The following is a 13,766-nucleotide window of genomic DNA, read 5'->3' as shown; positions in this document are numbered from 1 at the left end:
GGGTTATTTCGTTCCGCCAATCACTACCGTTGCGCCTTCCCCCGGCCTGTTCTCAATCCGGAAAACCGCGTCGGCGCCAAACGTCAGCTTCATCCTGATATAAATATTAAGCAGTCCCATACCGTCGAGCTTCAGCATCGGGACGGCGTTTGTCTCGTCGATTTCTCGGATTTTGCCATACAGGAGGTTCAGGCTTTCTTCGGAAAAACCGTTCCCGTTGTCCGATACTTCGATCTGCCATCTGTTGTCATGCATGAAGCCGACGATGCGGATGCGCCAAGGAGGCTCCTTCTGCGTGCCGAATTTCACCGCGTTCTCGACAAGCGGCTGAACGATGAGCTTCGGACAATGCAACAGCAAAATCCGCTGATCGATATCGAGGTCGAACTGCAGTTTTTGGCCGTAGCGGATCTGATTGATTTCCAGAAATTTTTTCGTATGAAGCAGCTCAGCCTCCAAATTGGAAACCGAGTTGTCGGAGGAGATGTACCGGAGGAAGCCGGACATGTTCTCTGTCATGGACACGATTTGCCCATTCATGTTTTCTTCCGCCATCGCATGAATCGTTGCCAGCGTGTTATACAGAAAATGCGGATTCATCTGCGAATTTAATGCGACCAGCTTGGCCTGAAGTTCCTGGGATTGCGCCAGGAGCAGCTCATCCATCGATTGCTTCAGCCGCGCATTCATCTTCAGGAATGACCAGTGGAGCTGATCCAGTTCACTCAGTCCGCTGTTCAGCTCTTTGGAAAAGGCTTTCGCGCTGCCCAAATCCTCGAGACGCATGTTCCGGACGGTGCGGTGGATTTTCATAATCGGCAAAGTGATTCGCTTGGCAGCTACGAAGGACAGAACGATCGCGAACAGAAGAATGACAGCCGCAATGAGCACGGTGCGCTTGGTGAACACGCCAATCGGAGCCAGCAGCTCCCGTTCGGATACGGCGATCGTCGTATGCCAGCCCGTTACGTCGGAATGGTGGCTGGTCAGCAGTTCCTTCTCCTTCGTTACGGGATTCAGAAACGTGCGGAGAGAATCCGGCATGCCGGAGACGCTGCCGTCCTCGAGCCGGATATAAGCGGCGCTCTGTTCCGACTCGTCCCCAAGCGGATAGATGATCCGGCCGCTGTCGTCGTATACGATAACCTTCGCCTGGTAAGGGTTCTGCTTCGTGAACTCGATCGCGGTTTTGAAGATGCGGTTATAGTATTGTTTTACTTCGACAATGCCCATGGGCGCGTTATAATTATCATAAAAAAGCCGGAAGAGCGAAATGGAATACTGCTTCTCCCTCGATGAGATAAAGCGGGACATTTCCTCGTCGAGAACGGGCTGACCGATCATTTTCCCCTTCTTATTGTCCATAACGGACCGGAACCATGGTTTGTCCTCCGGTTTGTAGGAACGCTCTCCGTTGTCGAAGCCGTTGCCGTAGGCTTTGTTATTGAAATCATAAAGGTAAAGCTGCTCGACCGGTCTTGAGGGCCCGATGGCCGCGGTCAGAATTTCGGACAGCTCCTTGGCGTTCTCGACCTGGATGCCTGCCGGCGGGCCGCCAGCCGTGCCTGCCGGCTGCGTATTTTCCAAATCGGACATATACTTTTTGAAATTGTTTTTGACCAAATTGGAGTACATTACATCAAGCGAGACATCATTCATTTTCGTTATTTCGGAATCGATCTGCCCCTGCATGGACTGGCCCATGCTGCCGAGCGAATCGGTTGCGCCCGCCCGCAGCAGGTCCGATGCCCACCAGTAGAACCAGATCACCAGCACGGTGAAAAAAACGATTATGATCAGGGAGTAGGTCATGAACAGAATCGATTGGATGTTTCTGAATTTATTCATGCGCATATCCTCCGTAAGCTGTCTTAGGCCGAGCATAACTGTATTGTCCGTCCCGGCTGGTGATTTGTCAAAAACTTTTTGAAAGCGGATTCGGTAAAAAAAAGACAAAATAGGAATCCGTTTTCTCCATGGAAGATTAGCATGCCTGCTTTTATAATGAGGACGAACACGAAATGAAAGCGGATTCAATTATGATCACTAAGGGGAGCGATGTTATGAAAAGACGGTTATGGATGTTGTCCGTATTTCTGCTTGCCATTGTAATGATTGCAGGCTGCAGCGGGAACGGCTCCGGCAATGTGAAGAACAATGAAACGCCGACGGATGCCGCGAACACAAGCAACGAAAAAGACACGGGGGAAACGCCCGCCAAACAAAACATTACGCTCACTTATCTTGCAAGCCAAGGCTGGATTTTCGATGCCGAAATGGAGCTTGCCAAAAAATTCGAGGAGCAGACGGGCATCAAAATCGACTATCAGATCATCCCTGCCGACCAATACTTCAATGTGCTGAAAACAAAGCTGAACTCGAAAGAAGGCCCGGACATCTTCGGCGGTCAAAGCGGCAAGAGCGAAATCAGCCTGAACTATAACGTAACGGAAAATGCGGTTGATTTGAGTGACCAGGAATGGACGAAGCGCGAAGATCCGCTTTCCCTCGAGCAGCTGTCACTGGATGGCAAGGTATACGCGCTTACGATTTGGGATACGGGCAACAGCTTTGTTATGGTCTATAACAAAAAGATATTCGAACAACTTGGCCTGGCCGTTCCGAAGACCTATGAGGAGTTCAAGCAAGTCTCCCTGAAAATCAAAGAATCAGGAATCACGCCGATCTACGAGCCGATAGCGGACGGCTGGCACCATGTGCTGTGGTTCTCCGAACCGGGCCCGAGGTACGACGAACTGACGCCGGGGCTGTATGACGATTTGAACGCCAACAAGAAGAAATTCGCGGACGATCCGTCGATGCTGACTGCGCTTACCCAAATGAAAGAAATGTACGATCTCGGGTTTTTCGGCGACAACACCTTCTCGGATACGGGCGCCGATACGGGGAACAAGCTGGCAAGCGGCGAATATGCGATGTCGCTTTCCGCTCAGAGCGTCGTCGGCGATATCGTGAAAGCAAATCCCGAAATGAAGGAAGAGGACTTCGGCTTTTTCGTCATCCCGCTCGCCGACAATCAATTCTATTACATTAATCCGGGCGGTCCGAGCAAATTCGTCTATTCGCAAGGCAAGCATATCGATGCGGCCAAGCAATATCTGGCGTTCCTCGCTCAGCCGGAAAATCTGCAGTTCCTGATCGACAATACCCCGTCGTTTACCAATCTAAACTTCCCGGGGCTGAAAGACAAATATAGCGACGCGCAGAAGGAGCTGTTCGCTGCGTATCCGAAGAAGGGGACGGATGTTCAAAATATCGTGAACTACGTCAACCCGCAGTGGATGGATATGGGCAAAGACATCGCCGCCATGTTCGCAAACTCGATGGAACCTGCCGATATTTTGAAAAGCATCGATAAGCGCAGAGCAGAGATGGCAAAAGTAGCGAAGGATTCGGCCTGGGCCGAATAAGCCGTTAGAGAAAAAAGGAGTGGGGATGAATGCAGCATGAGGAATAAAATCTATCCATCCTATTTTACGTGGGGCACGCTCGTCTTTTATTTGATCTTTTTTATCGTGCCGAGCCTGATGGGCTTTTACTACTCTTTCACCGACTGGAACAGCTATTCCGATGTTGTCAGCTTTATCGGGCTCGACAACTTCAAGGTGCTGTTCTCGGCCGATGAGAATTACGTCAGCTTTATCGCCAATACGGTCAATTTCACGATATCGACGGTAGTCCTGAAGACGGTTCTGGGTCTCGCATTTGCGCTCGTGCTGAACGAAGGTATCCGCATGAAGGGGTTTCACCGGGTCATGATCTTTATGCCGTCGATCGTGCCGATGCTGGTCGTGGGACTGATGTTCAAGTCGATCCTTAATCCGGCAACCGGGCTGCTTAACGAATCGCTGCGCTTTATCGGGCTGGATGCGCTGGCGCAAAAATGGCTGGTGGACGTGAACTGGGCGTTCAAGTCCATTATCGCGGTTGATACGTGGAAGGGCGCCGGCTACATTATGATCATCCTGCTTGCCGGGCTGCAGTCTATTTCCAGGTCCTATTACGAAGCGGCAGAGATTGATGGGGCCAACGCGTGGCACAAGTTGAAATACATCACCATTCCGCTGCTTATGCCGGCGCTGGTCGTGACCACGGTGCTGAACATGCTGCACGGCCTGAAGGTGTTCGAGGTCGTTTACGTTTTGACGAACGGGGGGCCGGGCTATGCGACGGACGTACTTTATACGGCTATTTTCAAAGAGTTTTCGATGGGACGTTACGGGGTGGGAACCGCGCTATCCTCGCTGCTATTCCTGTTCATGACGGTTATCGGCTACTTTATCATCCGGTTAATGGCCAGGGAAGGAGCGCATGAGCAATGAAGAAGAATCCCCTGCAATACGCACTGAGGAACGGCTTTGCCTGGGTGCTGAGCATCATCATGTTCATTCCGCTCCTGCTCATTCTGGTCAATTCCTTCAAGGACCGGGTCGGGGCGAACTCGATGAGCATGAAGCTGCCGAAGACGCTGCATTGGAGTAACTATGCGACCGTCATCGAAGAAGGGAAGCTGGTGCAGTCGTTTTTCAACAGTCTGTTTTATACGACGGCATCGACTGTGCTCGGCATTGCGCTTGCTTCTATCGCCGCTTATATTTTTGCGAGAAACACAACGAAGCTGAACCGGTTCCTGTATTTCTTCGTCATTATGGGAATCGCCATGCCGATCAATTTCGTTACCTTGACCAAAGTGATGCAGGTTACGCAGCTTATCAATACACAGCTCGGTATTATTGTTTTGCTTGCTGTTATGTCGATTCCGTTCAGTGTGTTTCTGATCTACGGTTTCGTCAGCTCCGTGCCGAGGGAGCTCGACGAAGCCGGGATCGTGGACGGATGCCCGCCGTTCAGGCTTTTCTACAGTATCATCCTGCCGCTTCTAACGCCCGTTATTGTGACGGTGGGCATTTTGAATTTCATGGGTTCATGGAACGACTTTGTCCTGCCGCTCTACTATCTGAACGATACGGCGAAATGGCCGATGACGCTTGCGGTATACAATTTCTTCGGAAGATTCCAGGTGAACTGGAATCTGGTGTCGGCCGATATCGTGCTGACGACGCTTCCGGTTATCGTCATTTATTTGCTTGGACAGCGGTATATCATTTCAGGCATGACGTCAGGCTCGGTAAAAGGATAAAACGGAATACCCCGCCGGAACCCTTCCGGCGGGGTATGATGCTCAGGCACGGGGAGGAAGAGTTATGAAGCTTCATTACGGCAAGCCGGCCACGTTCTGGACCGAAGCGCTTCCAGTGGGTAACGGCAGGCTTGGCGCCGTGGTGTTCGGCGGTACGGATCTGGAGAGGATTCAGCTGAACGAAGATACGTTATGGTCCGGCGGTCCAAGGGATTGGAATAACCCTAGGGCGAAGGAGGCGCTGCCGGAAATCCGGAAGCTGGTCAGTGAAGGCCGGCACGAGGAGGCTGAAGCGTTAAGCAAAGCTTCGATGATGGGCCCGTATACGCAGACGTACATGCCCTTTGGGGATCTTCATATCCGCTTTTATCATGGAAATATCGTATCCGGTTATCGCAGGGAGCTGGATTTGGCGGGCGGAGCAGTCCGCACGGCCTACCGGGTCGGAGGCGTGGAATATACGAGAGAGGTTTTTGCGTCCCATCCCGATCAGGTGATTATCGTTCAATTAAGGTCAAGCCGGGAAGGGATGCTGAGCTTTAAAGCCAGTCTTGGCAGTCCGCTGCGCTCGTCTCAAATTCCCTTGGACGACGCTTTGCTTCTGAGAGGGCGCTGCCCGGAATACGTGGCGCCGAACTATTGCGAGGCAGATGAGCCTATCGTATACGGAAATGCGGATACAACTTCTGCCATGAGGTTCGAGGGCAGGCTGCAGGTTCGTCTGGAAGGTCCCGGCACATGGCGCGTCGACAGCGACGGCCTTCATGTGGAGGGGGCTTCGGCTGCCGTATTGTACGTAACGGCTGCAACCAGCTTTAACGGTTATGACCGCTGTCCCGGCACCGGCGGCCTTGAGCCTGGGCCGGTCGCGGAGCGGCAGATGAATGCGGCGCTCGCCAAGCCGTACGTGGCGCTGCGGGAGGCTCATGCCTTGGATCATGGCTCGCTGTTCGGAAGAGTCCAATTCCGCTTGGGTGTTTCCGCAGCACCGGAGACGCTGACGACTGACCGGCGCATTGCGGAGTACGGCGCGAAGGATCCGAGGCTCGTGGAGCTGCTCTTCCATTATGGGCGCTACCTGATGATCGCCTCTTCAAGAGCCGGCACGCAGCCCGCGAATCTTCAAGGAATCTGGAGCCACGAAGCCAGACCGGTCTGGAGCTGCAACTACACGCTGAACATCAATGCGCAGATGAACTATTGGCCCGCGGAGAATTGCAACCTGTCCGAATGCCATGAGCCTTTGCTGGACTTTATTCGGGAATTGTCGGAGACCGGTCGCAGGACGGCAGAGACCAATTACGGCTGCCGAGGCTGGACGGCCCATCATAATTCGGACATTTGGAGGCAATCCGCCCCTCCCGGCGATTACGGCCACGGCAATCCGCTATGGGCCAACTGGCCGATGGGCGGCGTGTGGCTGTGCGCGCACTTGTGGGAGCATTACCTGTTCGGCAAGGATAAGGAATTTTTGGCGAGCCATGCTTATCCGGTCATGAAGGAAGCTTCGTTATTTTGCCTGGATTGGCTGCTCGAGGACGAAGAAGGCAGGCTCATCACGTCACCCTCGACATCGCCAGAGCACCGATACAGGCTCGCGGACGGGCGGACTCCCGCGCTGAGCAAAGGCTCCACGATGGATATGTCACTGATCCGCGAGCTGTTATCGAACTGCATCGAAGCTGCGGAGACTCTCGGGATAGATGGAGAACTGCGCAAGGAATGGGTCGATGCGCGTTCCAGGCTGCTGCCGATGCGGATCGGAAGGCACGGGCAGCTGCAGGAGTGGGCGCAAGACGATGAGGATGAAGACCGGTACCATCGGCATGTATCCCATCTTTACGATATCTATCCCGGAGAAGGTTTGACGGAAGAAAAGGCCCCGAAGCTGTTCAAGGCCGCGCGCGTTTCGCTTGAGCGCCGCGGGGACGGCGGCACCGGCTGGAGCATTGGCTGGAAGGTGAACTTATGGGCGCGCTTCCGTGACGGAAACCGCGCGTTAGGCTTGCTGTCGAATTTGCTCAAGCTGGTGGAGGAGGATGGCGGGAAAATCGATTTTGTCAGCGGCGGGGTATACGCCAATTTATTCGATGCCCATCCGCCGTTTCAAATCGACGGCAACTTCGGGGCAACGGCCGGCATCGCAGAAATGCTTCTGCAGTCGCACGGGGGAGCCGTCCACCTGCTGCCCGGGCTTCCGGACGCTTGGCCGGAAGGCGAGGTTAGCGGGCTGCGGGCCCGCGGCGGTTTCGAAATCGGCATGGCTTGGAAGGATGGAGAGCTTTCGGAGGCGACGATTGTGTCCCTCAAGGGAGGGCCATGCCGCATTCGAACGAAGGGTGACTTTACCGTCATGTCGGAGGGCCGGCCGGTCGAGGCGGAGGTTGAATCCGCCAAGGCAAACGGAGCAGCTCAAACGGATCGGATCTTCGTCTTCCCAACCGAGGCAGGCAAAACCTATAGGCTGAGCAAATCATCATAAAGGATTCCACAGGGAGGTTAAACATGAAAATGCCTTACGAAGTACCTGAAGCGAAGAAGATCCGGCTAATCGTCAATACGGATGCGAAAAACGAAGCGGACGACCAGTTCGCGATCGCCCATGCGCTGCTCACGCCCCAGTTCCGGATTGCAGGCTTCATCGCCGCCCACTTCGGCACGGGACGGAGCGAAACTTCAATGGAAGACTCATACGCCGAAATCGAAAACGTTATGCGCATCATGAAGCTGGAAGGGCAGGCCGGCGTGTACCGCGGTGCGCCGTCGGCGCTGGCAGATGAAGAGACTGCTCTTCCTTCCGAGGGCTCCAGGCTGATTATCAGCGAGGCGATGAAGGATGATCCCGCACCGCTGTTCGTCATTTTCCTCGGACCGCTTACGGACTTGGCATGCGCATACCTGCAGGAGCCGCGCATCGCCGGCAGGCTGACTGCGGTTTGGATCGGCGGAGGCGCTTATCCGGACGGCGGGGAGGAATTTAATCTGAGGAACGATGTCAAAGCGGCCAACGTCGTATTCCGCTCCCCGATTTCATTATGGCAGGTGCCGAGAAACGTCTACAAAATGGTTCGAGTAAGCTTGGCAGAGCTCGCTGTACGGGTCCGCCCGCATGGTGATATCGGCCGATACCTGTACGACCAGTTGGTATCCTTCAATATGCTTCCGACTCACGGGCCGAGATGGCCGAAAGGCGAAATGTGGATGCTTGGAGACTCGCCTGCGGTATCGCTCTTGCTTGACGATCACGAGTTTGAATACGATCTGACTGACCCGCCTCATATTACAGACGAGCTGCTCTACGAGCAAAGGCCGGCCGGAGGACGGAAAATCAGAGTATATCGTTACGTTGATTCCAGGTTCACGCTTGAGGACATGTACGCGAAGCTCGAATTATTCAATAGGGAAGAGTGACTAGGGAGGGTTTAATCCATGTCGATCCGCATCATAAACTGCAAAACGGAATATATGGTCAATCCGCTCGGCCTAGATACGGCCGTGCCAAGGCTATTCTGGCAACTGGAATCAGAGCGTCCGGGAACTGTTCAAGCCGCGTACCGCATCCTTGTGGGCCATTCGCGCGAAGAACTGGACCGGGAGGAAGGAACGGCTTGGGACAGCGGCATTACGTCCTCCGGCGACTCTGCGCATATCGGATACGGGGGCAAGCCGCTCGAAGCGGAAGCCGTATACATTTGGAAGGTGAAGGTGTGGGACGGTGAAGGCCGCGAGTCGGAATGGAGCGAGCCGGCGCTGTGGACGATGGGCCTGCTTGACCGCGGCGCATGGCGGGGGAAGTGGATCGGGCGCAAAGCGGAACCAGGCGTCCAATTGCAGCCGCCGCCGTACCTTCGCAAATCGTTTAAGCTGAGGGGCGGCATCCGGCGCGCAGTTGCGTATGCGACGGCGCTTGGGATCTACGAGCTTCAGGTAAACGGGCACAGGGTAGGCGATCGGTTCGCGCCTGGCTGGACGGATTACGATAAGCGTGTGCAGTACCAAACTTACGATATTACGGATTTGCTGAAGGCTGGCGGCAATGCGGTTGGCGTCATTCTGGGGGATGGCTGGTATTCGGGCACCGTCGGTTTTCTGGGCAAAAGCGTATACGGGCAGCGGCCTTTTTTTCTACTGCAGCTTAATATCGATTATGAGGACGGCAGCAGGGAAAGCATTGCGACCGACGGCACGTGGAGAACGATGCGGGGGCCGATTGCCTATTCCGATATGATTCAGGGCGAAGCGTATGATTCCAGGCTGGAGCTCGGGGACTGGAGCACGGCGGAGTACGGGGATGAGGCTTGGGATAAACCCGACGTCCGCGCGGGATATAACGGGTTGATCGTAGCGATGGTCGAGCCGCCTGTGCGCATCACGCAAACGGTGAAGCCGGTCAGCGTCAGAAAAACGGCTGCGGGCAGCTATATCTTCGACATGGGTCAAAATATGGTTGGATGGACGGAAGTGCGGGCTTCGGGCGCATGGGGAACGAGGATTACTTTGAGCCATGCCGAGATGCTGAGTCCGGACGGCTCGCTATACCTGGACAATTTACGCAAGGCGGTCCAGCAGGACCATTACGTGATGAATGGCGAGGGCGAAGAGCGGTATGAACCGCATTTCACGTTTCACGGCTTCCGCTACGTCGAGGTGACCGGCTTCCCGGGCGTACCCGGACTGGATGACGTGACCGGCAAGGTGATCCATTCGGACACGCCGTCTGCGGGCAAGCTCGAAACCTCTGACGAGATGGTAAACAAGCTATATTCGAATATCACATGGGGCCAGCGGGGGAACTTTCTTTCGGTGCCGACCGACTGCCCGCAGCGGGATGAGCGGCTTGGCTGGACCGGCGATGCGCAAATATTCGCGAGAACGGCTTCCTATAACATGGATGTGTCGCGCTTCTTTACGAAGTATGTGTGGGACATGATCGACTGCCAGCAGCCGTCGGGGGCTTTCACGGACGTAGCTCCGGATGCGGGATGGATTCGCCACAAAATGTGGAATACCCGCCTAAACTGGTTCGCGCCGGATAACTCGGGCTGGGGTGACGCAGGGGTCATCATTCCTTGGACGTTATACCTCATGTACGGAGATATCCGTGTCCTGGAACGCCATTACGATGCGATGGCGCGCTGGGTGCAATACTTGAAGCAGAACAGCGACGGCTTGATCCGGCCGGATTACGCAAACTACGCAGATTGGCTGTCGATCGGCGCGGATACGCCGAACGAAGTGCTCGCAACGGCTTATTTCGCCTACAGCGCCAAGCTGCTGTCGCGGATCGCGGGCGTGCTCGGCAAGCGGGAAGACGAACGGACCTACGACGAGCTTCATGCGGCGGTTGCCGATGCGTTCCGCGGTGCATTCGTAGACGGCAGCGGGCGAATTCACGGGGATACGCAGACGGTATACGTGCTCGCGCTTCAGTTTGGCCTGCTGACGGAGCAGCTTCGCAACAAAGCTATCGACAGATTGGTGGCCGATATCCGTGGACGGGGTAACAGGCTGTCGACGGGATTCCTTGGCGTCGGATACCTGCTGCCAGCGCTCACGGACAATGGGCATACCGAGGTCGCTTATGACTTGCTGACGCAGGAAGAATTCCCCTCCTGGATGTATTCCATTAAGCATGGCGCGACGACGATTTGGGAGAGATGGGACGGCTGGACGGAGGAAAAGGGCTTCCAGACGCCTTCCATGAATTCATTCAACCATTATTCGCTCGGCTCGGTAGGCGAATGGATGTACCGGTATATGGCCGGAATCGAGGCCGATCCTGCTTCCCCGGGCTTCAAGCATGCAATCATCCGGCCAAGGCCGGGCGGACGGCTGACCTGGGTGAAGGCATCCTACGAGTCCATTTACGGGACGATCAGCACCGAATGGCAAATGGAGCCTAACGGCGTATTCAAGCTTCAGGTGTCAATCCCCGCGAATACGACGGCAGACGTCTACGTGCCGGGCGAAGCAGCGCTCGTAAACGGGGCCGAGCCGGGCATCAGCCCGATTCCCGGCGGCAAGCAGGACGGCTGCTCCCTGTTCCGGCTTGGATCGGGACGATACGTCTTCGAAAGAATACAAGCGGGCATACCCCATTGTTACTAGAGCGTTCTTAAATGAGCTGATGCCGCCAAAGGGCGGTGTCAGCCATTTGCTTTTAAGGACGAAACGGGGCACTCAGGAGCGTAAAATACCGGATAGGAGAGGGATGACCGATGATACGAAAATGGACGTTCGGATTAAACGGAAAACGGGTGCTTTTTGGCAAATTCCTATTGTCCTATGTTCTGATTCTACTGATTCCGCTGCTTGTAGGCACGCATGCCTATTACCGGACGGTTCAAGTCGTGCGCGATGATGCTGCCGGGTTGAACCTGGCGGTGCTGGAGCAGAGCGAGGAGGCGCTTAATCGTCTGCTGACGGAAATCCGCGACATCGTTTCATTATTATCATTGGATTCGGAATTGCTTCATGCGATGATTACCGCCGATGCTTCGTGGCCGCCGCAAGCGTTGTACCAGTTCTCCCAGCTGCAAAAGAACGAATTGAACATGCTGTCAACGAACCAGTACTTCTCCGATCTATTCGTTTATCTGGAGCGAAGCGAAGCTGTCATATCCGGCGACCGGATCGATAAGCTGAACGCGCATCCGCTGACGATCGGCGGTATTCCGTTTGGCCAGTGGCTGAAGGGTGCCTTATCTGGAGAGCAGATGAATAGGTATTTACCGCTCAAGGACGTGAATGACGGAAGAACGCTGGAGGATTACGTGGCTTTTGTCAGTCCTCTGCCCGCCGGAACCAACATGCGGGCCGACGGCGCTGTCGTCATTCTGATTAAGGAGAGCTCGATTGTCCGCTTATTTCACCGGCTGCTTGCGGAGGAAGGCTCGTTTGCTTATATCTTGAACGAGAAAGCGGAGATGATCGTATCGGCGTCGGCGGGTGGAGAGCGGATCATGCCCGTAGACACGGAGGCTGGGAGAGCTTCGTTCGTCCGCATAAACGGAACGGAAATGTTCATTACCTCGGTACAATCTTCCGGCAGCGGATGGTCCTATGTGGCCGGCCTTCCGGCAGACAGCGTATTTTCCAAGGCGGAGTACATTAAACGAATCAATTGGACGATTGCCTTGGCCGCTATGGCTGTCGGCTGCCTGATTGCTTTGCTGCTAGCCTACAGGAACAGTAAGCCTATCGCGGAGTTGCTCGACTCGATCAAGGAATTAACCGCCGGGGAGACAGGCAGACGGTCATCCGCGATGGAGGTCATTCAAACGGCCGTGCATGAAATGATCAGAAACAATAAAAGCATGAGCGTGTCCATCAAGCAGCAGCTTCCTCTCCTGCAATCAGCCTGCCTCGAACGGATGCTGAAAAGCGGATTCAATCATGAAGACGAAATGCGAGCTCACCTCGACCAGGCCCAAATCGGGCTCATAGAGGACAACGTCACGGCAGCCGTCATCAAAATTCATCATTCCGGATATATGCCGGAGGAGGAGCTGATCGCGGACAAAGCGAGAATGAAGCGTTTGCTGCTGCATGGGCTCGGGGAGGGGAGCTTTGTCCACGATCTGAAAGCAGAGAAGCTGGCGGTCGTGATCTCGTTTCACGAGTCTGCGGCGGAGGACCGGTTCGACGAAAGGATCGGGCAGCTCCGGCTGCTGCAGGAACGGTTTTTTTCCGAACATTCCATTATGACCTCCATCGGCATAGGCCAGGTCTACCACCGCGTACTGGACGTTTGGCGTTCGTACAACGAGGCGGCGCAAGCGCTGGAGCACGAGGATCCTGACGTCGCCCAGAAGCTGACTCGATATGAATGCATCAGCCAGCATTCCAGCCACTATTATTATCCGCCGGACCTGGAGCTGAAGCTCATGAATGCGGTAAGAACGGGAGACTGCGAGGAGCTTGGGCGCCTACTGGAGCATATCGAAACGCAAAATATCAAAACCCGGCAGCTTAGCCCTTGGCGAAAAAAACAACTGATTGCGGAAATGCAGGGCACACTTCAAAAAATCAGCGGCCAGATCGAATATTTATCGGCGGATGCCGGTCTGCAGCCGGATCTGCAGGGCGGGCTGGAAGCGGAGGGGGAGGAATACAGCTATTCGCGTATCACTCAACAATTGCTTTCCATAGGCGAACGGATCAAGCGGCAGAAAACATCGAAACATCAGGGCATGCTCGAAGGCATGAAGGCCTATATAGCCGAAAATTACGCCGACAGCAATCTAAGCCTCAGCATGATTGCCAGCGATTACAAGCAATCGGAAAGCTTCGTTTCTACCTTTCTGAAGGAGCAACTCGGCATGACCTTCTCCGAATATTTGGAACAGCTGCGGCTGAACAAAGCTTGCTTGCTGCTGAAGGAAGAGGATCTGCCAATATGGGACATTGCCACCCGGGTGGGCTACAACAGCGATAAATCCTTCCGCAGAGCATTCAAGAGGGTGCTCGGGATACAGCCTACCTCCTACCGTAACGAAACCATAGCGTGCTCCGAATAAAAGGTGTGCTTTCAAAAAAACGTGTCCTATCAACGGTTAAACGCTCTTTGAAGCAAGGTGTGCTTGTGAAGAACTGTTCCTTTACC

The 13,766-nt window shown here is 54.6% G+C and carries 8 protein-coding genes; 7 read left to right on the top strand and 1 reads right to left on the bottom strand.

All coding sequences use genetic code 11. The features are described 5' to 3' along the window. Window positions 1-3 precede the first annotated feature (3 nt). Complete coding sequence (locus ACN6MW_RS05430) at window positions 4-1,848, bottom strand: histidine kinase (protein ID WP_419874547.1); 1,845 nt, start codon at window positions 1,846-1,848, stop codon at window positions 4-6. Between the two features lie 215 nt (window positions 1,849-2,063). Here ACN6MW_RS05430 and ACN6MW_RS05425 point away from each other — a divergent pair, with 215 nt between their 5' ends. The 7 genes from ACN6MW_RS05425 (at window position 2,064) to ACN6MW_RS05395 (ending at window position 13,680) form a co-directional block, all read left to right on the top strand. Continuing rightward, window positions 2,064-3,431, top strand: a complete 1,368-nt coding sequence (locus ACN6MW_RS05425) for an ABC transporter substrate-binding protein (protein WP_419874546.1) — start codon at window positions 2,064-2,066, stop codon at window positions 3,429-3,431. A 36-nt stretch (window positions 3,432-3,467) separates the two neighbouring features. Next, complete coding sequence (locus ACN6MW_RS05420; RefSeq protein WP_419874545.1) at window positions 3,468-4,343, top strand: carbohydrate ABC transporter permease; 876 nt, start codon at window positions 3,468-3,470, stop codon at window positions 4,341-4,343. Further along, on the top strand, window positions 4,340-5,161 hold the full coding sequence (locus ACN6MW_RS05415) for a carbohydrate ABC transporter permease (protein ID WP_419874544.1): 822 nt from the start codon (window positions 4,340-4,342) through the stop codon (window positions 5,159-5,161). Before ACN6MW_RS05420 ends, ACN6MW_RS05415 begins: the two co-directional genes overlap by 4 nt. A 64-nt stretch (window positions 5,162-5,225) precedes the next feature. Beyond that, on the top strand, window positions 5,226-7,643 hold the full coding sequence (locus tag ACN6MW_RS05410) for a glycosyl hydrolase family 95 catalytic domain-containing protein (RefSeq protein WP_419874543.1): 2,418 nt from the start codon (window positions 5,226-5,228) through the stop codon (window positions 7,641-7,643). A 23-nt stretch (window positions 7,644-7,666) separates the two neighbouring features. Further along, window positions 7,667-8,572, top strand: coding sequence for a nucleoside hydrolase (locus ACN6MW_RS05405; protein WP_419874542.1), 906 nt, complete (start codon window positions 7,667-7,669; stop codon window positions 8,570-8,572). 18 nt (window positions 8,573-8,590) lie between these two features. Then, window positions 8,591-11,269 (top strand): family 78 glycoside hydrolase catalytic domain, encoded by a 2,679-nt coding sequence (locus ACN6MW_RS05400; protein ID WP_419874541.1) that lies wholly within the window; start codon window positions 8,591-8,593, stop codon window positions 11,267-11,269. Between the two features lie 110 nt (window positions 11,270-11,379). Further along, entirely contained in the window at window positions 11,380-13,680 is a 2,301-nt protein-coding gene (locus tag ACN6MW_RS05395; RefSeq protein ID WP_419874540.1) for a helix-turn-helix domain-containing protein, read from the top strand. Window positions 13,681-13,766 lie beyond the last annotated feature (86 nt).

It is taken from the genome of Pristimantibacillus sp. PTI5, assembly GCF_048572955.1.
Lineage (GTDB): Bacteria > Bacillota > Bacilli > Paenibacillales > Paenibacillaceae > Pristimantibacillus.
This window is presented reverse-complemented; position numbering and strand designations above follow the sequence as displayed.

Excerpts from the sequence above, each read along its gene's own strand:
- ACN6MW_RS05400 (WP_419874541.1), top strand. The coding sequence starts at position 8,591 with ATGTCGATCCGCATCATAAACTGCAAAACGGAATATATGGTCAATCCG.
- ACN6MW_RS05410 (WP_419874543.1), top strand. The coding sequence starts at position 5,226 with ATGAAGCTTCATTACGGCAAGCCGGCCACGTTCTGGACCGAAGCGCTT.
- ACN6MW_RS05430 (WP_419874547.1), bottom strand. The coding sequence starts at position 1,848 with ATGAATAAATTCAGAAACATCCAATCGATTCTGTTCATGACCTACTCC.
- ACN6MW_RS05405 (WP_419874542.1), top strand. The coding sequence starts at position 7,667 with ATGAAAATGCCTTACGAAGTACCTGAAGCGAAGAAGATCCGGCTAATC.
- ACN6MW_RS05395 (WP_419874540.1), top strand. The coding sequence starts at position 11,380 with ATGATACGAAAATGGACGTTCGGATTAAACGGAAAACGGGTGCTTTTT.
- ACN6MW_RS05425 (WP_419874546.1), top strand. The coding sequence starts at position 2,064 with ATGAAAAGACGGTTATGGATGTTGTCCGTATTTCTGCTTGCCATTGTA.
- ACN6MW_RS05415 (WP_419874544.1), top strand. The coding sequence starts at position 4,340 with ATGAAGAAGAATCCCCTGCAATACGCACTGAGGAACGGCTTTGCCTGG.
- ACN6MW_RS05420 (WP_419874545.1), top strand. The coding sequence starts at position 3,468 with ATGAGGAATAAAATCTATCCATCCTATTTTACGTGGGGCACGCTCGTC.